The organism is Desulfuromonas sp. DDH964 (assembly GCF_001611275.1).
In the GTDB taxonomy this organism is placed as follows: domain Bacteria; phylum Desulfobacterota; class Desulfuromonadia; order Desulfuromonadales; family DDH964; genus DDH964.
The window spans coordinates 2443283-2465930 of sequence record NZ_CP015080.1; the positions used below are offsets into that span (position 1 = coordinate 2443283).

Sequence of the window (22648 nt, forward strand, 5' to 3'; positions counted from 1 at the left end):
AGCGGGACACCGTCAGCAGCAAGCGGCGGTGGTAGGCATGAAAATCGGGTAGGAGGCGGGGTCGCCCCCGCCGTCCTCCCACACCACCGTGCGTACGGTTCCGTACACGGCGGTTCACAAGGCGCTCTGAAAGCGGCGGTGCTGATCGGTCAAGCGGATCAGCCCCAAGTAGCGAAAGAAGGATGTCGGATACGCTTCATTCATGTGCGAGGCCCCTGAGTTCCACCAGGGGCCTCGCCCGTTCGTGGCCGATTTCCACGCCCGGGCTTCCGGCAATCCCCGCTGCATCAACCTCTTGGCCCGGGTATAGGGGCGCTTCCACTGTCGCCATAGAATGCAGCGCAGCTTCCGCCGCAGCCATTTGTCCAGTTCTTCGAAGATGCCTTTGACCTCCGCCAGGCGGAAGTAAGAGGCCCACCCCCGTAGCTTCGGGGTGATTTCTTTGATGACCTGAGCGAGACTGCGTCCCCTGCCCCGTCGGCAGACCTTCCTGAGTCCGGCCTTGAACCGCTTCACTCTCGACTCCGCCACTTTGAGGCGGGGTTTCTTGTGAAAGGTCATGCTGTAACCCAGAAAGACCCTTTTCCAAGGACGGTCGACGGCGCTTTTGGCGACGTTGACCTTGAGTGCCAGCCGCTCCTCCAGGAACCGGGTGAGACTGGCCATGACCCTTTGGCCGCTGCGCCTGGTCTGCACGTAAATGTTGCAGTCGTCGGCGTAGCGGCAGAAGGCGTGACCGCGCCTCTCCAGTTCCTTGTCGAACGCGTCGAGCAGGATGTTCGACAGAAGAGGTGAGAGGGGACCACCCTGCGGCGTCCCTTCCACCCTCTGCGACACAAGCCCGCCTTCGAGCACTCCGGCTTGCAGGTACCGCCGGATGAGCAGCAATACCCGCTTGTCTTCGACCTTACGGGCGACCCGCGACATGAGGATGTCGTGGTTCACCCGGTCGAAGAACTTCTCCAGGTCGATATCGACCACCCAGCGCTTGCCGTCGGCCACATGCCGACGGGCGGCTCTAACCGCCTGCCAGGCACTCCGTCCGGGACGATACCCGTAGGAGCTCTCGGAGAAGTCCGGATCGAATAGCGGCGTCAGCACCTGATGCAGCGCCTGCTGAATGAGCCGATCGCACACCGTGGGGATTCCCAGGGTGCGCACTCCCCCGTCGGGCTTCTCGATTTCCACCTTCCGCACCGGCTGGGGGCGATACGTCCCATTCAGCAACTCTTCCCTGATGGTCGGCCACTTCTCCTTGAGAAAACCGCGAAGCTCGCCCGTCGTCATCTCGTCGATGCCGGGGGCGCCCTTGTTGGCTTCCACCCGCTCTAAGGCCGCCATCATGTTCGGGCGGCTGACGACGTCTTCCATCAGCCCCCTTTCCGCTTTCGTCCAGGAAGGGTCTCTCGTTGCCGTGACGTTTGACGCACCGCTCCCATGCTCTGGCGGCTTCCGGCCGCTGCCCTCCGGGACGGCTCCCGGTATCTCGACCGGGACTTCTGCTGCTCTTGTCGTCATCGAAACGCGAGTCTCCTGAAACGACGCCTCGTGTTCGGCCCTTTGCCGGGTGGTTACTCCGGCTACTACGGCCTCTGCTGACTTCTGCCGGCCCGTCCCGACACCTTACGGTGACGGTAGCACGAGGCAGACCGACAGATCTCCCAGGGTAATGCGCGTGACCTTCCTCCCATCTACCCGCCGCATCTACAGCCCCACCCTCCCGGATGGCTATCGGGCTTTGAAGATATTGGCCTTCTCGCCCGGATGAGACTGCCTCATGCGGTTTCTGTTCGTCGGACCGGGATTTTGCCTGCGGCTTCCTTCAGATTCCACCTCGCGATGGACACCCTTGCCGTCCGGCTAGCGGTTCCCGCCATCAGGGTCCGCAGGGGACTTTCACCCCCAAGTCACTGATTCACCACCACAGTGAATCAGACAGCGCCAGTCAAGGCGCTACGCGCCATGCCTGGCGCACCAAAAAAAAGCAGGCGACCCGATGGCCGCCTGCGGTGACTGCTGTTCAGCGTTTGCGGGCCGGGATTTCGAATTCGACCTTGCCGGCGGCGATCTCCCGCAGGGCGAGGACGATCTTCTTGTTGCCCGCCCGGTTCTCGATCAGCCCCTGGCTCCCCTTGTAGAGCTGCTTGGCGCGTTTTGCCGCGACCATGACGAGCAGAAAGCGGTTGGGGACCTGGTTCAGGCAGTCTTCGACGGTAATACGTGCCATGGGATTAGTGAACTCCTTCTACAGTGTTGCCGGTGATCGACCCTAGCGGCGATCAGCCGGGAGAAAAATCGAAGCGACCCTTCAGCGTCGGCAGGACCAGCGACGTCCGCTGCCCTGCGGCAATAATGATCGCCTTCAGCTGGTCGAGCGCCTTGGTGAAGTCATCGTTAACGACAAGGTAATCGTAGCGGGGGGCGTGGGCGATCTCCCCGCGGGCGTTGACAATGCGTTGCTCGATAACCTGGTTGCTATCGGTATTACGATGGACGAGGCGTCGCCGCAACTCGTCGAAATCGGGGGGGAGGATGAAGACAAAGACCCCGGAATCGAGGGTGCGACGTAACTGCTCGGCGCCCTGGCAGTCGATATCGAGGAGGATATCCTGTCCGTTTTGTCGGGCGGCTGCCAGGGTCGCCAGGGCGGTGCCGTAACAGTTGCCATGCACCTCGGCCCATTCGGCAAAGGCGCCTTCGGCGACCATCGCGCGAAAACGCTCCCTGGTCACGAAATGGTAGTCGACACCCTCTCCTTCGCCGTTGCGGGGAGGGCGCGTCGTGTAGCTGACAGAATGCCGCAGGGTCGGAAAAAAGTCAATAAGTTCCTTGCACAACGAGGTTTTTCCCGCACCCGATGGGGCGGAGATGACAAAGACATTGCCGTTGCGCCGGGGACTCCCGGTCCCCTGCTCACTCGACATTCTGCACCTGTTCGCGAATCTTCTCCAGTTCCGACTTCAGGGTCACCACCGATCGGGTCAGCTCCGCATCATTGGACTTGGAGCCCATGGTGTTGGCTTCGCGGTTCAGCTCCTGGACCAGAAAATCGAGTTGGCGGCCGACCGGCTCTGCCGCGACGAAGAGAGTCCGGAACTGTTGCAGGTGACTGCGAAAACGGGTCAGCTCCTCGCTGATGTCGCAACGGTCGGCATAGACGGCGAGTTCCTGGGCGAGGCGCTGCGGGTCGATTTCTATTTCCTGGGCGTAGCGGGCGAGTCGTTCCTTAAGCCGTTGCTGCCACTCCAGCGGGACCTGGGGGGCCCGCGACTCGATCTGACCGAGAAGCTCTTCGACCGTCGCCAGGCGCTGTTCGAAATCGGCCAGGGTCGCCGCCCCTTCGGCAAGACGCATCTTCTCCAGCATGTCGAGTGCCGCCGTCAGCGCCAGTTCCACCGCGCCGGCGAGGGCATCCTCGGCGACACCCCCCTCCTGCAGCAGGACGACGTCCCGTTGCCCGGCGAGGAGTTCGAGGGGGACGCCGCCGGTCAGCGGGAAGTCCCGGGCAAGCTTTTCGAAGAGCTGCATGTAGGCTTCGGCCAGCGGCAGGTTGAGCGTCGGCAGGGCGCTGTTCCCGGCGGCGGTCTCCTGGGTGATAAAGACGTCGATCTTGCCGCGCTTGAGCCGCTCGGCAACCCGCTTCTTGATCTCCAGCTCGCTGGCGAGGAGCCCACGCGGGGCCTTGACGCTGACATCGCCGTAACGATGATTGACCGAGCGCACCTCGACGGTGACGGTCAAGCCATCGACGGCGGTCTGCCCCTTGCCATAGCCGGTCATGCTCTTGATCATGGTCTGGTGTCCAATTCTCCTTCCCGCTCCGCCGCAAGAGGACGGACAGTGGAAGGGTCAGGGGAAGGTTGGGGCCATCCGAAATCCTTGTGCGGCACGATCCTTGGCCGACAACAGCGGTGCCGCCATCGGCCAGGTGATCCCGAGGTCGGGGTCGTCCCAGCGGATACAGCACTCATGCTGCGGCGCATAGTAGTCGGTGGTCTTGTACAGAAATTCGGCGCTTTCCGACAGCACCAGGAAGCCGTGGGCGAAGCCGGGCGGAATCCAGAGCTGGTGCTTGTTCTCCGCAGAGAGATGAACCCCGACCCAGCGACCGAAAGAGGCCGAACTGCGCCGCAAATCGACAGCCACATCCCAGACTTCTCCGGCCACGCAGCGCACCAGCTTCCCCTGGGGCTGTTCGATCTGGTAGTGCAGCCCGCGCAGTACCCCCTGCGCCGAGCGGGAATGGTTGTCCTGCACGAAGGGAATGTCGAGGCCGGTTTGCGCCGTCCATTGCTTCTGATTGAAGCTTTCGAAAAAAAATCCCCGATCGTCGCCAAAGACCCGTGGTTCGATCAGCAGGATATCTGGTATCGCGGTTGGCGTCACCTGCATCAGAATTCGTCCCTCAAAATCATCTCCAGATAGCTGCGATACCCCGATCTTGGTGTGGCCGCGATAATCGCCTCAAAACCGGCGCGATCGACAAATCCCTTGCGGTAGGCAATCTCTTCCAGACAGGCGATCTTCAGCCCCTGGCGGGCTTCGAGGGTCCCGATGAAGTGGCTCGCCTCGAGGAGGCTCTCATGGGTACCGGTGTCGAGCCAGGCGATGCCGCGCCCCAGCTTCTCGACCCGCAGGCGGCCGCTGCGCAGGTAGGCGAGGTTGACATCGGTGATCTCCAGCTCCCCCCTGGCTGAGGGCTTCATCGCGCGCGTCACCTCAACCACCTCTCCGTCGTAGAGGTAGAGGCCCGGCACCGCGTAGTGGGATTTGGGCGCGACCGGCTTCTCCTCGATAGAGAGAACGGTGCCGGACTTGTCGAACTCCACCACCCCGTAGCGCTCGGGATCGTGGACCGGGTAGCCGAAGACCATGGCGCCGCCGGAGAACGCTCCGGCGATACGATCAAGGGCCATCTTGCCGTAGAAGATATTGTCGCCCAGAATCAGGCAGACCGGGTCGCCGGCGATGAATTCCTCACCGACCAGAAAGGCCTGGGCGATCCCTTTCGGTTCCGGCTGCACCGCGTAGGAGAGCCGGATACCGAAGCGGCTGCCGTCACCGAGCAGCGCGTCGAAGCGGGGGGTGTCGTGGGGGGTGGAGATGATCAGGATGTCGTTGATCCCCGCCATCATCAGGGTCGAGAGGGGGTAATAGATCATCGGCTTGTCGTAGACGGGCTGCAACTGTTTGCTCGCCACCAAGGTCAAGGGGTAGAGGCGGCTGCCGGCGCCGCCGGCGAGAACGATCCCCTTTTTGATTCCTGCCATCTCTCTTCCTCCGTTCACAACAGGTTACCGGGCGGGCCGGTTGAGCTGCCGGCGCCGCACCAGATAGCGATCGAGGGCGTCCTGCCAGGAGGGAATCGCCTTCCCGGTGGCGGCCTGATATTTGGCGGTCGAAAAGACCGAGTAGGCCGGCCGCGCGGCCGGCAGCGGGTAGTCGGCGGTGGTGATCGCCAGATGACGCTGCAGTGCCACCTCCCCGCCAGATTCGACATACTTGCGCACGATTTCGCGACTGAACTGATACCAGCTGCAGACCCCGGCGTTGGCGAAGTGAAAGAGACCGTACGCTTTTTTCTCCAGCAAGGCAAAGATCGCCTGGGCGAGGTCGGCGGTATAGGTCGGGGAACCGACCTGGTCATCGACCACCCGCAGTTCCTCCCGTTCCGTGGCCAGGCGCAGCATGGTCTCGACGAAATTTTTCCCGCCCGGTCCGAACAGCCAGCTGGTGCGGATAATCAAAAACTTCTCCAGCCTCGAACCGAGGATTTCCTCTTCGCCAAGGAGCTTGGAGCGGCCGTAGGCGGAGCGGGGTCCCGTGGCCGAGGTCTCGCTGTAGGGCCTGGTCGCCAGGCCGTCGAAGACGTAATCGGTGGAGATGTGGACCAGCGTCGCCCCGCTGAGCTTCGCCGCCTCGGCCAGCAGCCCGGGGCCGTCGCCGTTGACCCGGTTTGCCAGCTCCGGGTTGCTCTCGCAGCCGTCGACATCGGTATAGGCCGCACAGTTGACGATCAGGTCGAAGCCGCCGCGGCCGATTTCGCTCAGCACCTGGCCGCGCAAGCTCAGGTCGAAGGCCGGGAGGTCGAAATCGCTCCAGTGGTAATGGTCCGGAGCAACCTCCCGCACCATCTGCCCCAGCATCCCGCTGGCGCCGATCAATGCCGCCCTGACCGGCTGGCTACTCATGCCTCGGCTCCGTACATCCGCTGGTAGAATTCCCGGTAACTGCCATCGAGCACCGCTTCCATCCACTCCCGGTTGGCAAGATACCAGTCGATGGTCTGAGCCATGCCGGTGGAAAAGTCGAGCGACGGCTTCCAGCCGAGTTCAGTGCGAATTTTTCCGGCGTCGATGGCGTAACGCCGGTCATGCCCGGCGCGGTCCTTGACGAAGCGGATCAGGGTGGTGCGAGGCTGGCCGGTGGGGAGGAGACCGACTTTCCGGTCGAGCAGCTCGCAAATCGTGGTTACCACTTCGAGATTCTGTTTCTCGCTGTTGCCGCCGATGTTGTAGGTCTCACCGGCACCTCCCCTGGCGAGAACTTCGAGGATTGCGGCGCAGTGGTCGGTAACGTAGAGCCAGTCGCGCACGTTGCGGCCATCGCCGTAGACCGGAAGCTCCTTGCCGTGGAGCGCATTGTTGATCACCAGCGGGATCAGCTTTTCGGGGAACTGGAAGGGACCATAGTTGTTGGAGCAGTTGGTGATCGTCACCGGCAGGCCATAGGTATGATAATAGGCACTCGCCAGGTGGTCGGAGGAGGCCTTGCTCGCCGAGTAGGGGGAGCGCGGGTCATAGGGGGTCGACTCGGTGAAGTAGCCGCTATCGCCCAGGGAACCGTAGACTTCGTCGGTGGAGACATGCAGGAAGCGGCAGGCGCCGACAGCCTTCCCGCTCCACGCCTGGCGGGCGGCCTCGAGGAGAGCAAAGGTGCCGACGATGTTGGTCTGGATGAACTCGCCGGGGCCGACGATGCTGCGATCGACGTGCGACTCGGCGGCGAAATGGACAACGGTGTCGACCTGCTCGCTGGCAAACAGCTCCGTCAGCAGGGCTCCGTCACAAATATCGCCGTGGACAAAACGGTAACGCTCGTCCGATTCGATGTCCCGCAGGTTTTCAAGGTTCCCGGCATAGGTCAGCTTGTCGAGATTGACCAGGCGCAGGCCGGGATGCCGTGCGAGAGCGAGACGGACAAAATTCGAACCGATAAAGCCGCAGCCACCGGTCACCAGCATCGTTTTCATCATCGAACTCCTAGAGGGACCAGTAATAGTAACCGGCTTGCCGTGCCGCGACCGGATCGAGCTGAGCCTTGACATCGATCAGCACCTTCCCGCTGCCACCGTCCCGGTAGAGTTTGCCGAGGCGAGAAAAATCAAGGGCGGCAAACTCCTGGTGGGCCACCGCCCAGACCACCCCATCGACGTCCTGCACCGCGTCAAGGGGGGTCAGCGTGACGCCGTATTCGTGCGCTGCTTCCGCCGGGTCGGCGACCGGGTCATGAATCACCACTTCGACCCCGTACTCGGCCAGTTCGCGCACGATGTCGATGACCTTGCTGTTACGGATATCGGGGACATTCTCCTTGAAGGTCAGCCCCAGCACCAGCACCCGGGCCCCCTTTACCGCCTTGTCGGCACGGATCAGTTCCTTGACCGTCATCTCCGCCACATGCTTGCCCATGCCGTCGTTGATGCGCCGGCCGGCAAGAATCACCTGCGGATGGTAGCCGATGCTTTCGGCCTTGAAGGTCAGGTAGTAGGGATCGACGCCGATACAGTGGCCGCCAACCAGGCCGGGGGTGAACTTGAGGAAGTTCCACTTGGTGCCGGCGGCGGCGAGAACGTCGCGGGTCGGGATGCCGAGGCGACCGAAGATCAGCGCCAGTTCGTTCATCAGGGCAATGTTGAGGTCGCGCTGGGTATTCTCGATCACCTTGGCGGCCTCGGCGACCTTGATCGAGGCGGCGCGATGGACGCCGGCGCTGACCACCAGCTCGTAAACCGCCGCCACCGTCGCCAGGGTCGCGGCATCGAGACCGGAGACGACCTTGACGATCTTGTCGACGGTGTGGACCTTGTCGCCGGGGTTGATCCGCTCCGGCGAATAGCCGACGCTGAAATCGACACCGCACTTAAGGCCCGACTCGGCCTCGAGAATCGGCACGCAGATCTCCTCGGTGACCCCGGGGTAAACGGTCGATTCAAAGACGACGATGCTCCCCTTGGCGAGGTGACGGCCGATGGTGCGCGAAGCGCTTTCCACCGGCCGCAGGTCGGGACGCTTGGCCTCGTCGATGGGGGTCGGCACGGTGACGATGAGAAAGGAGGCCTCGGCAAGCCGAGCCGCGTCGAGGGTAAAATCGATGCGGGTGGCCGCCAGGTCGTCCCGGGTGAGTTCGCCGGTGGCGTCGAATCCCTCTTTAAGTTCCGCGATCTTTTTGGCGCTGATGTCGAAACCGATGACCTCGACCACCTTGCCGAAAGCCGCAGCGAGGGGGAGACCGACATAGCCGAGACCGACCACCGCCAGCTTGGCACGTCGGCCGGTCAAATCGTCAATGGAGAGCATAGGACCTCTTCAGGGCTTGAGGGGAGGATTGCAATGCGTGCGGTCTGCTTGACCGTTGCTCCCAGCTGCGGCACATCGCATGGTAAATCTGATGGAAATCAATTAATTAAGTGGCCAGGCAAAAAAAGAATTAGATACCATGAGCCGCCCCGGGCGGTCAAACAAAAACCCCATTGCAGCCCTCAGCCAGCCATCCGCAGAATCCACTCCACGGCCGCGGCCAGATCGACACAGCGCACAACCGGATCGTCCCCCAGTTCGACACTGCTGGCGGACCCATAGCCCGTCAGCACCAGCAGCGGGGTGCAACCGGCGCGGCGGCCCGCCTCGATATCCGCCACCTTGTCCCCGACCATGAAGGAACGGGAGAGATCGACCCCGTAATCGCCGGCAGCCTGCAGCAGCAGACCGGGATTCCCCTTCCGGCAGTCACAGGTTCGCCGCCAGGGATCAAGGCCCCGTTCCGGGTGATGGGGGCAGACATAAAAGGCATCGATGGCCGTCCCCTGGCGGACCAGTTCCTGCTGCACATGATGATGCAGGCGCTCGACATCCTCCAGGGTAAAGTAGCCGCGGGCCACTCCCGACTGGTTGGTGACGATGAAAAGCAGGAATCCCGCTGCCTTCAGCCGGCGCAGGGCGTTGACGGCGCCGGGGATGAACTCGAAATCCTCGACCCGGTAGAGGTAGTCCTTTTCGACGTTGAGGGTGCCATCACGGTCGAGAAAAACGGCCGGCTGCAAGGTCGGTTTCATAAAATCCTTATCCCGGGAGGAGTCCGTCGGCCCCTGTCTGCGATCGCACAAAGACGGTTGCAGCACTCGCCGGCACAGGGTACTATCGCAGCCACGAACCCGGCTGCGGCCCTACTACGGAGATTCCGGCATGGAAAAACTTTCGGCATTCGTTACCACTTACAATAATGCACGCACCCTGCCTGCCTGCCTGGAGAGCGTCAAGTGGGCGGACGAGATTGTCGTTCTCGACTCCTTCAGCACGGATGATACCCCGCAGATTGCCGCCGCTTACGGCTGCCGCTTCTTCCAGCACCGGTTTCTCGGTTACGGCCCGCAAAAACAGCTGGCCCTGGAACATACCAGCCACCGCTGGGTTCTCCTCCTCGATGCCGACGAGGCCCTCTCCCCCGAACTGCAGCAGGAGATCCGCGACCTGCTGCAACGGGGTCCGGACCAGGCCGGTTACGAACTGCCGCGCCAGGAGCAGATGTTCTGGCAGATGGCCAGCACCGCCTCGCGCCTCAATGGATTCCTGCGCCTCTTCGACAAGAGCCGTGGCCGGGTCAGTAACATGCCGGTGCACGCCGCGCCCGAGGTGGACGGCCCGGTCGGGCGCCTCAAGGCCCCCTTCTACCACTACGGCGAGACCGACATCCATACCAAGGTCGACAAGGTCAATGCCTATTCCACCGGCCTGGTCGCCGACAAACTTGCCCGGGGCAAGCGGGCCAATCCCTGGCTGATGATCGTCTACCCCCCCTTTTTCTTCCTGCGCCTCTACCTCTTCAAACGCAACTTCCTCAATGGCTGGGCCGGCTTCATCGCCTCGGTCACCGGCGCCTTCTATGCCTTCCTCAAGTACGCGAAGCTCTTCGAACATCAGCAGTTGCAGCGGCTTGGCACCTCGCGGCTGCCGCAGGACGCGCCGGCGCCCGAACTCAGGAGCGCCCCGCAATAAGCCCTTCCGGCAGCCTGGCCAGCACCATCTCCGGCGTTATGCGGACCATGCAGCTGTGGTGCTCGCAAGGGGCCTTGCAGTAGCAGTTGATGCAGGCGAGACCGGTCGTCTGCAGGGCCACCACGTTCTCCCCCACCGGTTTGACCCGCAGCGGGTCCGTCGGCCCGCAGATGACCACCATCGGCGTCGGGGTGGCGGATGCCACATGGGCGGTTCCGGTGTCGTTGGCGACGATCAGGCGCGCGCCGGCGCAGAGCGGGACCAGTTCGAGAATCTGCGTCTGACCGCAGAGATTGACCAGCCAGTCGCTGCCGCAGCGGTCTGCGATCCGGGCGCACTCCTCGATCTCGTCGGGCCCCCCGAGCAGGACCACCTTGGCCAGCCCCCGCTGGTGCAGCAGCCCGGCCAGCGCCGCGTAGCGTTCCCACCCCCAGCGCTTCAGCCGCCCCGCTGCCTGGCTTCCCGGCAATAACACCGCGTAATTGTCCGCTTCCAGTCCGAACTGCCGTTGCAGCTCCTGCGCATGGGCGAGGTGCTCCGGCCCGGGATAGAGAACCGGCCGCGGGGTGACGGTCGGGATACCGCCAACGCGGAGCGTTTCCTGCTGTAAATCGAAGGCGTGGATGACCCCCGCTGCCGGCTCCGGGGCGAGGGTATAGGGGAAGCGCCGGTGGTTCCCCATCAGGTGGCGCGGCGCAGCGCCGGTCAGTTTCAGCAGGGTCATCAGGCTGCGGCTGCGGTCGTTGGATTGCAGATCGACGATCAGGTCGTAGCGACGGCTGCGGACGAAACGCAGCCAGGCGAGCAGTCCGCGCAGCCCCCCCTGCTTGCGCCGCACATCGATGGTGCAGACCTCGGCGAAGCGGGGATCGTGGCGGAAGAGGCCGGCCCAGGGTGGCAGGGTATGCAGATCGAGGGTCGCCGCCGGAAAGGCGCGCCGGATATCCTCGAAGAGGGCGCTGGAGATAACCACATCCCCCATGGCGCTCCACTTCAGCACGAGGATTCGCCGGATGGAGGAGTCGGCGGGGAGATCAATGGGCGTTTTCATAGGGCCTTGCTGCTAAGGGTTCAATAGTGAGGGGGCTACAGATCACGATAGTTTTCGAGAATCCGCTCGACGATACCGGTGGTCGACTTGCCGTCCACAAACTGGATCAACTCGACCCGACCGCCATAACTCTCCACCAGTTCCCTGCCGACCACCCGCTCCGGGGTGTAGTCCCCCCCCTTGACGAGGATGTCGGGCCGTAGCAGCTCCAGCAGCTCCAGCGGCGTATCCTCGTCGAAAATGGTGACAAAATCGATGCAGTCGAGGGCAGCCATGATGTGAGCGCGCTCCTCCTCGCCGATCAGGGGGCGTTTCGGTCCCTTGAGGCGGCGGATCGAGGCGTCGGAATTGAGTCCGAGCACCAGCAGGTCGCCAAGCTGTCGCGCCCTTTGCAGGTAGCGCACATGGCCGACATGGAGCAGATCGAAACAGCCGTTGGTGAAGACCACCTTGCGCCCCTGGCGGCGGGCAGTGGCGAGTAGCGGGGCGAGGCTCTCCCGGCTGCGGATCTTCACGCCGCCGTCGCTGCTCTGCAACAGGGCGGCGTGCCGCAGTTCGTCGGGGCTGACGGTCGAGGTGCCGAGCTTGCCGACGACGATCCCGGCGGCGAGATTGGCGAGGCGCGCCGCCGCGCCGATGTCGAGACCGCAACCAAGCCCGGCGCCCAAAAAGGCGAGCACCGTATCGCCGGCGCCGGAGACATCGAAGACCTCCCGCGCCTCCGTCGGCAGGTGCAGATGCTCGCCGTCCCGGAAAAAGAGGCTCATCCCCTCTTCGCTGCGGGTCAGGACCAGGGTCTCCAGGTCGAGGTCCCGGCGCAGCTTTTCGCCAGCCGCCAGCAGGCTCGCCTCGTCGACGATGTCGATGCCGGCGGCGGTCTGCGCCTCCCGTCGATTGGGGGTAAGCGCAGTGGCCCCCCGGTACTTGGCAAAATCACGCCCCTTGGGGTCAATCACCACCGGGATCCCCCGGGCCCGCCCCTGGGCGCAGAGCGCTTCCAGCACCCGCTCGCTGAGCACCCCCTTGAGGTAGTCCGACACCAGGATAACGCTGAAAGCGTCGAGCGCACCGCGCAGGTAATTCAGCAGCGCCTCCTCCTGTTCGGTCGCCAGCGGGGTGCGGCTCTCGCGGTCGATACGCAGCATCTGCTGGTGGCTGGCGAGGACCCGGGTCTTGCGGCTAGTGGTCCGCCCCGGCGCGAAGAAAACGCCCCCGGCAGCGATTCCCTCCCCCACCAGCATCCCGTGCAGCAGCCGCCCGTCGCCATCGTCGCCAAGGACGCTGGCCACCTCGACCTGGCAGCCGAGTGCCACCAGGTTGTTGAGGACGTTCCCGGCCCCGCCGAGACGTAGTTCGTCGCGCTCGATCTCGACCACCTGGACCGGCGCCTCCGGGGAGATCCGCTCGGTGCGCCCCCAGAGATATTCATCGAGCATCAGATCGCCGACCACCAGCACCCGCAGTCCGGCGGCGCGGCTCAGAAAGGTATCGATATCGGGCAGTCCCATCAGCGCGCGCCCTCCCCTGGTTGCTCCAGCTCCCGCAGTCCCTCCAGCACCGCGGTGGCGAAGAGCGGGATATTGATCTCATGGTGGCCGGTGAGCGTATAGCCGCGGCCGCTGCCGGAGGTGGGGCGTTTGACGACATTCTGCAGCGGGCGATAGTGCTGGATCATGTCGAAATTTGCGGTGGTGAAGTCCTCCACGTGGTGGCCAAGGTTCTGGGCGATGGAGAGGGCCTTGAGGAAAACCTCGGGGAGGAGGACCGCCGAGCCGACGTTGAGCCAGACCCCGCCGTCGCCAAGATCGGCGACCACCGCGGTCAGCAGGCGGAAATCACGGAACGACATCTCGCCGAGGATGGCGCCGTCGGCGGCCGGGTGCTGGTGGATGATATCGGTTCCGATGGCGACATGCACCGTCACCGGAATCGAGGCACGGACACAGGTCGCCAGCAGGCTGTAATCCGCAAAGGGGTGCTGGGCGTTGACAATCTGCCGACCGAGCGCCTCACCGAAGCCCTGACCCGCCGCCAGGCCGGTGCGCAGCGCCCGATGCATGCCGCCGCCGGTCTCTTCCGAAAAACCGAAATCCCCCGAGTGCAGCACCGCGCCGACATCCTCCGAGGTCGCACCGACCAGGGAGACCTCGTAGTCGTGGATCGCCGTCGAGCCGTTCATCGCCACCGCCGTCACTGCACCCGCCTCGATCAGGCTCTTCAGCACCGGTTGCAGCCCGCATTTGATGACATGGCCGCCGATGGCGAGGATCACCGGCCGCTGCCGGCGGCGCGCCGCGATCACCGCCGCGACTACGCCACGCAGACTCTCGGCGCCAAGCAGATTGGGAAGCGCGTCGAAGAATTGGCTGAAGCTGCCGCCAACCTTGGGTGGCTGGGCAAAATGCTCGCGGACGTTGACCTTGTTGTCGCGGCTGCGGATCGAATAGGTGTGTACACCGCTCAGGTCGATGGGACGATAGGTCTTGCTCATGGCGACTCCCCAGAAGCGGCACCCGGCTGGTCGCACAGGGTGCGTTCGACCAGGTCGCAGAGGATGTGGATGATGGTGGCGTGGGCCTCCTGGATGCGCGGCGTCGCCGCGGTCGGCACGACCAGCGCCAGGTCGACGCCGGCGGCGATGGCGCCGCCGCTGCCGCCGAGCAGGCCGACGGTTTTGCAGCCGATGGCGCGGGCGGAGGCCAGGGCGATCCGGACGTTGGCCGAATTGCCGCTGGTGGAGATGCCGATCACCACGTCGCCGGGGGCGGCCAGCGCCTCGACCTGGCGGGAGAAAATCTGTTCGAAACCGTAGTCGTTGGCGACCGCGGTCAGGATCGAGCTGTCGGTGGTGAGCGCCACGGCGGGGAGCGCCCGGCGCTCGCGGAGGAAGCGCCCGACCAGCTCGGCCGCCAGGTGCTGGGCGTCCGCCGCCGAGCCACCGTTGCCCATCACCAGCACCTTGCCGCCACCGGCAAGGGCGCCGCAGAGCAGCTCGGCGCAGCCAGCGATCGCCCCGCTCAGCTCCGCCGCGACCAATTCCATGGTCCGCCGGTGCTCAGCCAGGTTCACCTCGATCAAATCCCGTGTCATATTTTCACCAGCCATGGACAATCCTCCAATTCAAAATTCAAAATTCAAAATTCAAAATTCAAAATTGCCCTCACAGGTTTTCCCGATACCAGGCGATCGAGCGCTGCAACCCCTCCTCGACCTTGACCGCCCCGCGGTAGCCGAGCAGGCGATTCGCCTTATTGATATCGGCGAGACTGTCCCGCACATCCCCGGCCCGGGCCGGGCCGTAGTTGGCAGGAATGGCGGTCCCGAGCAGCTGCTGCAGGCGGGCGTAGAGATGGTTGAGGGAGGTGCGTTCATGGCAGGCGATATTGAAGACTTCCCCCACCGCCGTTTCCGGGGCGGAACAGGCGAGGAGGTTGGCGGCCACCGCATTGGCGACGAAGGTGAAATCCCGGGTCTGCTCGCCGTCGCCATTGATGGTCGGCGCCGTCCCCCGCAGCAGGGCGCTGACAAAGAGCGGAATGACCGCCGCGTACTGGGAAAAGGGATCCTGGCGCGGTCCGAAGACGTTGAAGTAACGCAGTCCGACCGTCTTCAGCCCGTAGCAGCGGCCGAAGACCTGGGCGTAGAGTTCATCGGCGTACTTGGTCACCGCGTAGGGGGAGAGGGGGTTGCCGATGCGCCCTTCGACCTTGGGCAGCTCCGGATGATCCCCATAGGTCGACGAAGAGGCGGCATAAACGAAGCGCTTTACGCCGGCGTCGCGGGCGGATAGCAGCATCTTCAGCGTCCCGGTGACGTTGACCTCGTGGGAGGTGAGCGGGTCGGCGATGGAGCGCGGTACGCTACCGAGGGCGGCCTGGTGCAGCACGAAATCGACCCCGGTGCAGGCGCCGCGGCAGGTCTCCAAATCGCGAATGTCCCCTTCGATCAGTTCGATGCGGCCGGCGCAGTGAGCGAGGTTCTCCCGCTTGCCGGTGGCGAAGTTGTCGAGTACCCGCACCGTTTCACCGCGGGTGAGAAGTTCGTCGACGATATGGGAGCCGATGAAGCCGGCGCCGCCGGTGACGAGATAATGAGCCATGATTACCCTCTATTTCAGGAACGAGGATGCAACCCGAGATCGATCAGAACTTGCACGAGTTGCTTTTCAATATGCGCCACAGAGAGAAAGGCCTCGTAGCTCTGCCGTGCCGCCGCCCCGAACACGGGGAGAGACCACGGGTCGCTGGCCAGGTCGGCAACCGCTGCCGCCAAGGCAACGGGATCTCCAGGCGGAACCCAGAAAAAACCTGAATTTTCCTTTGCAATCAATTCAGCAGGGTATGCCTGGGCGTGCAAAGTAACTACCGGACGGGCGCAGGCAGCGGCTTGGTACACTTTATTGGGAATCACCCGCGACGCTTTGGGCGTGGCTCCGAATATCCCGAGCAAGATATGAGCTTGGGAAATCCGACAAGGTAGTTGCTGATAAGGAACCCAGGGTTCGAAAGAAATTTGGTCGAGGTCCGCGGCTGCCTGACGACACTCGGCAAGCAGCGGACCATCGCCAACGAGTACCCAGCGTACCGCCGGTCCCCGGTAACACCGTGCTGCTTCGATAATAACCCGGGGGCCTTGTAGCGGAATAAAACTGCCGAAAAACAGTATCTCCAACGCTCCGCCAGTGCCAAGGGAGGGCCAGGGGCCGGGGGAAAATAGCCCCTCCTCGGCACCTACCGGCACCACCTGGATCTTTTCGATCGACACCTGCAGGGTTTTACTGAAATATTCGGCATGGGCAACCGTATCAGCCAGGACCCTGTCAGCCAATCCCAGGCAACGCCGCTCCCAAGTTAGCAGCCGCCTGGCCCGGCCACTGTCGACATTAAATTTGCGACGTTCGAAAACCTGTTTGTCATAGGCGCTGATGAGGGGATCCACCAACAAGGGCACCCCACGCCGTCGAGCCCAACGATGGGCGGCGACGATGTCCCGCTGGCGAAAACAGGGGACCCAGACCAGCGCGGGGGTTTCTATTCCACGCAAGGTGGCTTCAAGGTCTCCCAGGGCGCTGGAACGTGGACGAAAATCCCGTACCGACCAACCGAAGTTGGCAAGCACCTGGCGCAGGATACGGTTGCGCGAGTATTCGGGGTCAAAATGCCCCCACCAGAGTACCGTCCTCTTCCCATCGCCCTGCCTGCCGACATTGACAGTGATTGCGGGAGCTTTCACCACCGACGCCTCAGACTGCCGCCCGAACCGAAGCAACCACCGCCTCGGCCTGGGCATCTTCTATGTGAGGCCCCATCGGCAGGCTGAGAATCTCGCCGCTGAGCCGTTCAGTTACTGGGAAACGGGCTGGATCGGCTCCTAGACCAGCATAGGCCTGCTGGCGGTAGGGAGGGATCGGATAATGGATCAGGGTACCGATGCCGGCTGCTTGCAATGCCTTCTGCAATTGGTGGCGCCTCGGCGAGCGTATCACATAAAGATGCCAAGAGGACTCGGCCCAGTCAGGTACCTGCGGCAGGCCGAGGCCGCAATCGGCCAGGCCAACGGTGTAGCGCTGCGCCAGGCGCATCCGGCGACCATTCCATTCGTCGAGTACGCCGAGTTTGACCCGCAGCAGGGCGGCCTGAAGTTCATCGAGTCGGGAATTGAAACCCGCCACCTGGTGGACGTATTTCTCCTGGGACCCATAATTACGCAGCGCCCGCAAGCGTTCGGCCAGTTGGTCGTCGTCGGTGGTCACCGCTCCGCCGTCGCCCATGGCACCAAGATTCTTCCCAGGGTAGAAACTGAAAGCGCCAGCATCGCCGAGGGTGCCGGCCCGCCGACCGCGGTAGCGGGCTCCATGGGCCTGGGCCGCGTCTTCGATCACCCGCAGACCACAGGACTCGGCCACGGCCAGAATCTCCTGCATGGCGGCCGGTTGACCGTAAAGATGGACTGGCAGAATCGCCTTGGTTCGTCCCGTAACCGCGGCGGCAAGCTGCGCCGGGTCAAGATTGGCCGTCTCATCGAGTACATCGACCGGCACCGGAGTGGCGCCAACCTGGGAGACTGCCAGCCAGGTGGCGATGAAGGTATGGGCCGGGACAATCACCTCGTCTCCCGGTCCAATGTCGTAGCCGCGCAGAATCAGGTGCAGAGCGTCGAGGCCGTTGCCGACCCCGATACAGTGCTTGACACCGCAATATTTGGCAAACTCAGCCTCGAATGCCTCGACCTCCGGCCCCAGGATGAACCAGCCAGATTCCATTACTCGCTGCCAAGCAGCCTCGAGTTCTTTCCGAAGCTCCCGGCCAGGGGCCTGAAGGTCAAGGAAGGGGAGCTTCATCAAAGGGTGATTCATGGGGTAATCCCGCGCGCAGCGACATAGTCCGGATAGTCCCGGAAGTAATCCGCTTCGTCATAATGGTTGGAGGCGAGCACCAGACAGACTGAACCTGAAGAGAAATTGTCGATTTCCCGCCAGATCATCGGGCAGACATAAAGGCCGTAATAAGAACGATTGAGGTGAAAGCGCTGCTCCCCATATCCATCGTTGAGAACCACGTCGAAACTTCCTGACATGGCGATAATCAGTTGCTGCAACCCCTTGTGGGCATGACCGCCGCGCGAGGCACCGCCGGGGACATCATAGAGATAGTAAACCCGCTCGATGGCAAAGGGAACATGCTGGCTCCCCTCAATGAAGGTGAGGTTGCCGCGGGGGTCCTGGATTTTGGGCAGTTCAACGATCCGGCATTCTTCGAGCAAGCTCATGCAGACTCCTCAGGTCAAATCCCACTGGTAGGTATCGTGAACCACTGCCCGGGCCCCGAACATCTCTTTCTGGGCGAGCAGACCAGCATTCAGAATACGCCCCCCCTCTTCGGTCGAAATGCCGAAATCGAAGAAGCGCACCTGATCCGCGTAGAGGGCGATCACCTGCTGGACAAGCAGATCGAGGGCACCACACTCCCGACCAGCTTCGGTAGTGGCCATATACTGGACATGGGCGACATTCGCACCGGAGTAGATGATCAGGCCGGCATGCAGTTCGTCATTGCAGAAGGCACCGAACAGTTTGATATTTCCCGGGAACCGGCCAGCCAGCAGTTGCAGCTCCGCCGTGCTATGTACCGGTTTGGTGCCGTATTTTTCCAGAAGGAGTCGCGCTTCGATCGCCATGAAGCTGTCATAGTCGTCGGAGGGCCGGATTTCAATTCCGGCCTTTTTCGCCTTACTTATCCCGCACTTGCGCCCCTTGCTCAGTTTCAGCGGAGTCGCCAGGTTGATGGCGCTGGTTACCTCGCGTTTGAGCAGGATTGCATTCTGCAAAAAGAGAGAGTAGCGGTCCTCTTCGGCCGGAACGGTGTGGTATATGTGGGGCACCGCCTTGTAAACCAGCTGGTGCAGCCCCTCCTGGCGGGCGTGGTCGGCAATGGCGGCAAAAACCTCCAGCATTTTTGCCGTGGTCATCCGCTCATCACTCACCACCCCGCCGAATGTCAGGCCGCCATGGCTGATCAGCGCTTCCTCCCGGCGGTTGGCCGGCAACAGGGCGCAGAGTTTATCCGCCTCATCATAAAAAAGCAGGGAATGGTCCTCAAAACGATCGGCATGGTAATCCATGTAATCACGGAAAAAAAGGAAGAGCCCATTCTTCGCCTTGCGTACGAAGTTATCCCAGGCGGGTCGCTCCTCACCCCGGTAGCGAACCGCCCTCATAAACTCTCCAGCAGGGCCACGCCGAACCCGGTCTGCCCCATGTTGTTGCCATTGTAGAACATGTAGGTCCGATCTCGCCACGTCAGAATGGCCGGGTAAGCCAGGTGGAGGGAATCCCAGCCACCCTCGCTCAGCCCGATCCCCAGTTGATCGTCCATCCGAGTCCAGGTCAGACCGTCATCGGAGCGGGCATATCCGGCAATGTAATCGCCGTCCAGGGTTCCCCGGGTGTAGTGCATGTGGTAACAGCCGCCAGCCTTGAAAACCCGCGGGCGGCCGATCCGGTATTCCCGCCCGGTGACATCGATGCAGGGGACACCTTCACCCCGAAAGGTCGTGCCGTCGGGTGATTCGATATAGCGGATGTGGTAGCGGGGATAGGGCCTGCCGTCGATCAGTTCCCAGCCGTCACCGGCGGCGAACCAGACCCGGAAGCGGCCATCCTCCTCCATGATTGAGTGAATCGCTCGAATGTAGCGCTGCCGATGGCAACGGTCGAGCACGGGCGCATCACTGCTGCGCTGAAAGCTTCGGCCGCAGTCACTGCTGATCGCATGACCGGTAAAGGCCAAGAACTTAACCTGGGCCACCAGTTGAAACCCGACATAATAGAGGTGCAACGACTCCCCCCGGGGAAGAATATCTCCCAGGATCACCCCATTGTCGTCAAAGGTACCCGGGGATCCCACATCGAGGGCCGGGGTCGTTGCGACTTCCAGCACCCGCAAGGGATCAATCGGATCGACATCGACAAAACCGATGCGGCTGACCCCGACCTGGTCGCGGATGCCGACAAAGACCCGAATTCGATCCTCGAGCAGGACCGGGGTCGGAGTCAGAGCGGTATTCCGGGCCCACCCCTCAGAGCCGGAAGGTGCATAGACCTGGCCGATCTTTTGCCAACGCATGCTGACTACTCCTTGATACGGAACAAACGGTGACTGGTCACCGCCGACGGCTTGGTGCTCTCCCCCTGATAGACTTCCCCCTCACCCGTATTCTTCTGGATGAGCGTACCGGCGCCGATGAAGCAGTCGCGGCCGATGCTGATGTTATTAATGACGGTGCTGTTGACACCGAGGAAACAGTTGGCGCCGATTTCACAAAAACCCGACACCACCACCTGTGAGGCAATGAAGCAATTGTCGCCAATTCGGCTGTTGTGTCCGATATGGTTACCGCTCCAGAGCACCACATTCTCCCCCACCTCCACAAAGGGCTGCAGGGTATTGTCCTCGAAGATGAAACAGTTTTCGCCGATCTTCACGTTATGCCAAACGAAGGCCCGGCTGCTGACATAGCTGGCGCACTGGTACCCCTTCTCCTTGGTTGCATGAAAGAGTCGGGTCCGCACCCGGTTGAGTTTGGTTGAGCTGACAGCGACGAAGGCCTGGTATCCCTCTGGTGGGAAGTGTTCCTCGATCTCCTCGAAGGGGACCAACGAAAGGCCGTTGAAGTTGGGTTCCTTGAGATAGGCTGCCTCGACACTGAATCCGGCCACGGTGTAGGGCGAATCGTGGGTGAAATATTCATAGGCAATGGCCGCCGTCTCTCCGGAACCGATGATGACAATCGATTTGCTACTGTCCTTTTCCATGGTGTCGACCCCCTTAAACGGAGTGCTGCCGCACTGCCGTTCGGTTGAAATTTCGTCAGCGGAAGCTCCCTCCTTGCGAGGAGGACCAGCGGGCCATGGCCGCCTGTAGTCGACCACGTAGCACGGCCGCGGGCAGAACCCCGTCAAGCAACTGAACCGCCCGGTGATAATAGGAATGTTCGGCCAGAACCCGTTGCCGGGCTCGGTGGGCCAAAGCTTTTGCCCGTTCCGGGGCTGCGAGTAGCTCGGCCAGCTTCTCGACCAGCTCCGTCTCTTCACTAAACACTGCAAGCTCCCGCTCCAGGTCGAAGAACCGTTCCAGGCCAGGACGCTTTTCGACCAGTTGGGCAATGCCGTAGGCAGCGCACTCGAAGGTCCGCATATTGGTCCCTTCCCGCACTACTTCGGCATGGATATTCAGGCTAAGCTGGTGCCGCCCATAAATGCGTCCCATGGCTTGATTACTGACCGCGGGGCGGAAGTTGAGCGGATGGCGCCAGAAGAACGGGTGATGCAAAAAGTAATTGCCTACGACCAACGGAAAATGCCCGGCCTGAAAGAGGGCGGCCAGATAACGATCCCGCTTGGGATCGCGGTTACCGATGAAGCAGGCTCCCTCCCGCCGGCCTTCAGGGGCTCGTGGAGCGTGAACTGCCGGGCAGTAACCGAAAGAAACTTCGCCGCCAAAGCTCTCCGCCGCAAGTGCCGCCTTGACCTCGCCCACGTATCCGGGATCGGAAAGGCAGACCCGGCCAAAAGGGTCCAGTTCTCCGGGGCGGGGACGAGGTCCGTCCGTCAACCAGAGAATGCGGTTTTTCCTCGGCGCCAGGGGTGGGAGTTCTCTGGGATAATTGATAAAGATCTGCGCCTCCGCCGCGCACCGGTCGATCCGTTCCCAGAGTCGTGCATACCAGCCTTTTTTATCCCGCGCGAAGGCCAGCCGCCCACCCAGAGTCACTGGGCGGGTTGGCCACCACTCCACCGAACCGGGGACGATCTCGGTCAACGCCTGGTAGAGATAATCGGCCAGACCGCCGCGCCAGGGTTTGGCGACCAGCAGCAACTTCACGAGCGCCCCTCCAAACGATGCGCAATTCGTTTTGCCGCCAGTGTATAATCCGCCGGGGTCGGGAGGCGCAAGGGAGACTGCAACGCCTGCGCCAACAACCACGGGAGAAAACCCGGGTCTTCCCGCCGCGCCCAGCGATAAAGGCGGTGAAGATTCTTGCGCCAGTTCTTCCGGATGAGAGCCGCGGGGAGGAGCTCTGCGTCCTTGGCCAGGAACTTACCAAAAGTTAACAGCATGGCCCGCAGCATGCGTGCCTGGCCGCGGTGGCTGTTGTCGGCGTGATAGCGGTACCTGCTGACCGGCTCCGGCACCCTGCCGATGGGGTAGCGCGCCGAGAGACGTAGCCAGCAGTCCCAGTCCTCCATCGGCAGACTTTCGTCGAAACCACCGATCGCCTCGATGGCCCGGCGCCTGAATGCCATGGTCGGCCCGTTGAGGCGGTTGGCGAAAAAAAGTTCGAGGTAGCCTTGGTGGTTAGGGCCAGGGGGCGGCCTGACCCCCTTGGGCATCTCGACGGGGTTGCCGTCCATGTCCATGAAGAGGGTGTCGCCATAGATCAACGCCACTTCCGGGACCCCCCATTCCTGGTAGGCCTGCCAAATCACCTCCACCTTGTTATCCAGATACATGTCGTCGGAGGAGAGGGGATGGATCCATTCGCCACGACTTAAGGAGACCAGTTCGTTGAGGGTCGCACTCACCCCCCGGTTGGGCCGGGAACGGAATTCAACCCGGGCAAAACGCGCCTCATATTCTGCCAAAAAGGCCTCAATAACCGCCGCCGTTGCATCTCGGGATCCATCATCGATGATAATCAGTTCCAGATTCTGATAAGTCTGGCGATAAATGGACATCAGACAATCACGGATGTAGTTGGCGTGATTGTAGGCAGGAACAATGATGCTGGCTATGGGTTGATTGCTGTTCATCGTCGGTCCCCT

The 22648-nt window shown here is 62.5% G+C and carries 24 protein-coding genes; 1 reads left to right on the forward strand and 23 read right to left on the reverse strand.

Annotated features, from left to right (window positions below; all coding sequences use genetic code 11):
- Nucleotides 1-114: 114 nt before the first annotated feature.
- The 10 genes from ltrA to gmhB all read right to left on the reverse strand — a co-directional run bounded on the left by ltrA (nucleotide 115) and on the right by gmhB (nucleotide 9334).
- Nucleotides 115-1518: a group II intron reverse transcriptase/maturase gene (ltrA, locus tag DBW_RS11235; protein ID WP_066724184.1), complete on the reverse strand. Its 1404-nt coding sequence runs from the start codon at nucleotides 1516-1518 to the stop codon at nucleotides 115-117.
- A gap of 502 nt (nucleotides 1519-2020) precedes the next feature.
- Nucleotides 2021-2227, reverse strand: coding sequence for a DNA-directed RNA polymerase subunit omega (gene rpoZ / locus DBW_RS11240; RefSeq protein WP_066727619.1), 207 nt, complete (start codon nucleotides 2225-2227; stop codon nucleotides 2021-2023).
- 52 nt (nucleotides 2228-2279) lie between these two features.
- Nucleotides 2280-2924, reverse strand: coding sequence for a guanylate kinase (gene gmk, locus DBW_RS11245; protein WP_066727620.1), 645 nt, complete (start codon nucleotides 2922-2924; stop codon nucleotides 2280-2282).
- A complete protein-coding gene (locus DBW_RS11250; protein ID WP_066727621.1) occupies nucleotides 2914-3792 on the reverse strand; it encodes a YicC/YloC family endoribonuclease in 879 nt (292 codons plus the stop codon). Before DBW_RS11250 ends, gmk begins: the two co-directional genes overlap by 11 nt.
- Before the next feature lie 57 nt (nucleotides 3793-3849).
- Complete coding sequence (rfbC, locus tag DBW_RS11255) at nucleotides 3850-4392, reverse strand: dTDP-4-dehydrorhamnose 3,5-epimerase (RefSeq protein ID WP_066727622.1); 543 nt, start codon at nucleotides 4390-4392, stop codon at nucleotides 3850-3852.
- Complete coding sequence (gene rfbA / locus DBW_RS11260) at nucleotides 4392-5270, reverse strand: glucose-1-phosphate thymidylyltransferase RfbA (protein ID WP_066727623.1); 879 nt, start codon at nucleotides 5268-5270, stop codon at nucleotides 4392-4394. The genes rfbC and rfbA overlap by 1 nt, the downstream gene beginning before the upstream one ends.
- Before the next feature lie 24 nt (nucleotides 5271-5294).
- The gene (gene rfbD, locus DBW_RS11265; RefSeq protein WP_066727624.1) at nucleotides 5295-6191 is read right to left on the reverse strand and encodes a dTDP-4-dehydrorhamnose reductase; all 897 of its coding nucleotides are present in this window, start codon (nucleotides 6189-6191) and stop codon (nucleotides 5295-5297) included.
- Nucleotides 6188-7252: a dTDP-glucose 4,6-dehydratase gene (gene rfbB, locus DBW_RS11270; RefSeq protein ID WP_066727625.1), complete on the reverse strand. Its 1065-nt coding sequence runs from the start codon at nucleotides 7250-7252 to the stop codon at nucleotides 6188-6190. The genes rfbD and rfbB overlap by 4 nt, the downstream gene beginning before the upstream one ends.
- Before the next feature lie 10 nt (nucleotides 7253-7262).
- Complete coding sequence (locus DBW_RS11275) at nucleotides 7263-8579, reverse strand: nucleotide sugar dehydrogenase (RefSeq protein ID WP_066727626.1); 1317 nt, start codon at nucleotides 8577-8579, stop codon at nucleotides 7263-7265.
- A 182-nt stretch (nucleotides 8580-8761) separates the two neighbouring features.
- Nucleotides 8762-9334: a D-glycero-beta-D-manno-heptose 1,7-bisphosphate 7-phosphatase gene (gene gmhB, locus DBW_RS11280; protein WP_066727627.1), complete on the reverse strand. Its 573-nt coding sequence runs from the start codon at nucleotides 9332-9334 to the stop codon at nucleotides 8762-8764.
- 130 nt (nucleotides 9335-9464) lie between these two features.
- Between gmhB and DBW_RS11285 the strand changes: the two genes are divergently transcribed.
- Complete coding sequence (locus DBW_RS11285; protein WP_082820315.1) at nucleotides 9465-10274, forward strand: glycosyltransferase family 2 protein; 810 nt, start codon at nucleotides 9465-9467, stop codon at nucleotides 10272-10274.
- Here DBW_RS11285 and DBW_RS11290 read toward each other — a convergent pair.
- From DBW_RS11290 to DBW_RS11350, 13 genes are read right to left on the reverse strand one after another with little or no spacing between them, the layout of a single operon-like run.
- Complete coding sequence (locus tag DBW_RS11290) at nucleotides 10255-11325, reverse strand: glycosyltransferase family 9 protein (RefSeq protein WP_197463635.1); 1071 nt, start codon at nucleotides 11323-11325, stop codon at nucleotides 10255-10257. The genes DBW_RS11285 and DBW_RS11290 overlap by 20 nt on opposite strands.
- 35 nt (nucleotides 11326-11360) lie before the next feature.
- Complete coding sequence (gene rfaE1 / locus DBW_RS11295; protein WP_066727628.1) at nucleotides 11361-12833, reverse strand: D-glycero-beta-D-manno-heptose-7-phosphate kinase; 1473 nt, start codon at nucleotides 12831-12833, stop codon at nucleotides 11361-11363.
- Complete coding sequence (locus tag DBW_RS11300; protein WP_066727629.1) at nucleotides 12833-13816, reverse strand: hypothetical protein; 984 nt, start codon at nucleotides 13814-13816, stop codon at nucleotides 12833-12835. Before DBW_RS11300 ends, rfaE1 begins: the two co-directional genes overlap by 1 nt.
- A complete protein-coding gene (locus tag DBW_RS11305) occupies nucleotides 13813-14430 on the reverse strand; it encodes a D-sedoheptulose 7-phosphate isomerase (protein ID WP_269465515.1) in 618 nt (205 codons plus the stop codon). Before DBW_RS11305 ends, DBW_RS11300 begins: the two co-directional genes overlap by 4 nt.
- 55 nt (nucleotides 14431-14485) lie before the next feature.
- Complete coding sequence (locus DBW_RS11310; RefSeq protein WP_066727630.1) at nucleotides 14486-15424, reverse strand: SDR family oxidoreductase; 939 nt, start codon at nucleotides 15422-15424, stop codon at nucleotides 14486-14488.
- A gap of 14 nt (nucleotides 15425-15438) precedes the next feature.
- A complete protein-coding gene (locus tag DBW_RS11315) occupies nucleotides 15439-16557 on the reverse strand; it encodes a glycosyltransferase (RefSeq protein WP_197463636.1) in 1119 nt (372 codons plus the stop codon).
- A 10-nt stretch (nucleotides 16558-16567) separates the two neighbouring features.
- On the reverse strand, nucleotides 16568-17665 hold the full coding sequence (locus DBW_RS11320) for a DegT/DnrJ/EryC1/StrS aminotransferase family protein (protein WP_066729817.1): 1098 nt from the start codon (nucleotides 17663-17665) through the stop codon (nucleotides 16568-16570).
- Nucleotides 17666-17676: 11 nt separating this feature from the next.
- The gene (locus DBW_RS11325) at nucleotides 17677-18093 is read right to left on the reverse strand and encodes a sugar 3,4-ketoisomerase (protein ID WP_066727632.1); all 417 of its coding nucleotides are present in this window, start codon (nucleotides 18091-18093) and stop codon (nucleotides 17677-17679) included.
- Nucleotides 18094-18102: 9 nt separating this feature from the next.
- On the reverse strand, nucleotides 18103-19041 hold the full coding sequence (locus DBW_RS11330) for a GNAT family N-acetyltransferase (protein WP_066727633.1): 939 nt from the start codon (nucleotides 19039-19041) through the stop codon (nucleotides 18103-18105).
- A complete protein-coding gene (locus DBW_RS11335; RefSeq protein WP_066727634.1) occupies nucleotides 19038-19949 on the reverse strand; it encodes a hypothetical protein in 912 nt (303 codons plus the stop codon). Before DBW_RS11335 ends, DBW_RS11330 begins: the two co-directional genes overlap by 4 nt.
- 5 nt (nucleotides 19950-19954) lie before the next feature.
- Complete coding sequence (locus DBW_RS11340) at nucleotides 19955-20638, reverse strand: acetyltransferase (RefSeq protein ID WP_066727635.1); 684 nt, start codon at nucleotides 20636-20638, stop codon at nucleotides 19955-19957.
- A 55-nt stretch (nucleotides 20639-20693) separates the two neighbouring features.
- Nucleotides 20694-21701, reverse strand: a complete 1008-nt coding sequence (locus tag DBW_RS11345) for a CgeB family protein (protein ID WP_157471874.1) — start codon at nucleotides 21699-21701, stop codon at nucleotides 20694-20696.
- 2 nt (nucleotides 21702-21703) lie between these two features.
- Nucleotides 21704-22636, reverse strand: a complete 933-nt coding sequence (locus tag DBW_RS11350) for a glycosyltransferase (protein ID WP_066727637.1) — start codon at nucleotides 22634-22636, stop codon at nucleotides 21704-21706.
- Nucleotides 22637-22648 lie beyond the last annotated feature (12 nt).

Coding starts and splice junctions, on each gene's coding strand:
- DBW_RS11305 (WP_269465515.1), bottom strand. CDS start 14,430: ATGGCTGGTGAAAATATGACACGGGATTTGATCGAGGTGAACCTGGCT.
- rfbC (WP_066727622.1), bottom strand. CDS start 4,392: ATGCAGGTGACGCCAACCGCGATACCAGATATCCTGCTGATCGAACCA.
- DBW_RS11320 (WP_066729817.1), bottom strand. CDS start 17,665: ATGAAGCTCCCCTTCCTTGACCTTCAGGCCCCTGGCCGGGAGCTTCGG.
- DBW_RS11250 (WP_066727621.1), bottom strand. CDS start 3,792: ATGATCAAGAGCATGACCGGCTATGGCAAGGGGCAGACCGCCGTCGAT.
- DBW_RS11335 (WP_066727634.1), bottom strand. CDS start 19,949: ATGCGTTGGCAAAAGATCGGCCAGGTCTATGCACCTTCCGGCTCTGAG.
- DBW_RS11285 (WP_082820315.1), top strand. CDS start 9,465: ATGGAAAAACTTTCGGCATTCGTTACCACTTACAATAATGCACGCACC.
- rfbB (WP_066727625.1), bottom strand. CDS start 7,252: ATGAAAACGATGCTGGTGACCGGTGGCTGCGGCTTTATCGGTTCGAAT.
- DBW_RS11325 (WP_066727632.1), bottom strand. CDS start 18,093: ATGAGCTTGCTCGAAGAATGCCGGATCGTTGAACTGCCCAAAATCCAG.
- DBW_RS11330 (WP_066727633.1), bottom strand. CDS start 19,041: ATGAGGGCGGTTCGCTACCGGGGTGAGGAGCGACCCGCCTGGGATAAC.
- rfbD (WP_066727624.1), bottom strand. CDS start 6,191: ATGAGTAGCCAGCCGGTCAGGGCGGCATTGATCGGCGCCAGCGGGATG.
- DBW_RS11340 (WP_066727635.1), bottom strand. CDS start 20,638: ATGGAAAAGGACAGTAGCAAATCGATTGTCATCATCGGTTCCGGAGAG.
- DBW_RS11290 (WP_197463635.1), bottom strand. CDS start 11,325: ATGAAAACGCCCATTGATCTCCCCGCCGACTCCTCCATCCGGCGAATC.
- rfbA (WP_066727623.1), bottom strand. CDS start 5,270: ATGGCAGGAATCAAAAAGGGGATCGTTCTCGCCGGCGGCGCCGGCAGC.
- gmhB (WP_066727627.1), bottom strand. CDS start 9,334: ATGAAACCGACCTTGCAGCCGGCCGTTTTTCTCGACCGTGATGGCACC.
- DBW_RS11310 (WP_066727630.1), bottom strand. CDS start 15,424: ATGGCTCATTATCTCGTCACCGGCGGCGCCGGCTTCATCGGCTCCCAT.
- ltrA (WP_066724184.1), bottom strand. CDS start 1,518: ATGACGACAAGAGCAGCAGAAGTCCCGGTCGAGATACCGGGAGCCGTC.
- DBW_RS11300 (WP_066727629.1), bottom strand. CDS start 13,816: ATGAGCAAGACCTATCGTCCCATCGACCTGAGCGGTGTACACACCTAT.
- rpoZ (WP_066727619.1), bottom strand. CDS start 2,227: ATGGCACGTATTACCGTCGAAGACTGCCTGAACCAGGTCCCCAACCGC.
- DBW_RS11275 (WP_066727626.1), bottom strand. CDS start 8,579: ATGCTCTCCATTGACGATTTGACCGGCCGACGTGCCAAGCTGGCGGTG.
- rfaE1 (WP_066727628.1), bottom strand. CDS start 12,833: ATGGGACTGCCCGATATCGATACCTTTCTGAGCCGCGCCGCCGGACTG.
- DBW_RS11350 (WP_066727637.1), bottom strand. CDS start 22,636: ATGAACAGCAATCAACCCATAGCCAGCATCATTGTTCCTGCCTACAAT.
- gmk (WP_066727620.1), bottom strand. CDS start 2,924: ATGTCGAGTGAGCAGGGGACCGGGAGTCCCCGGCGCAACGGCAATGTC.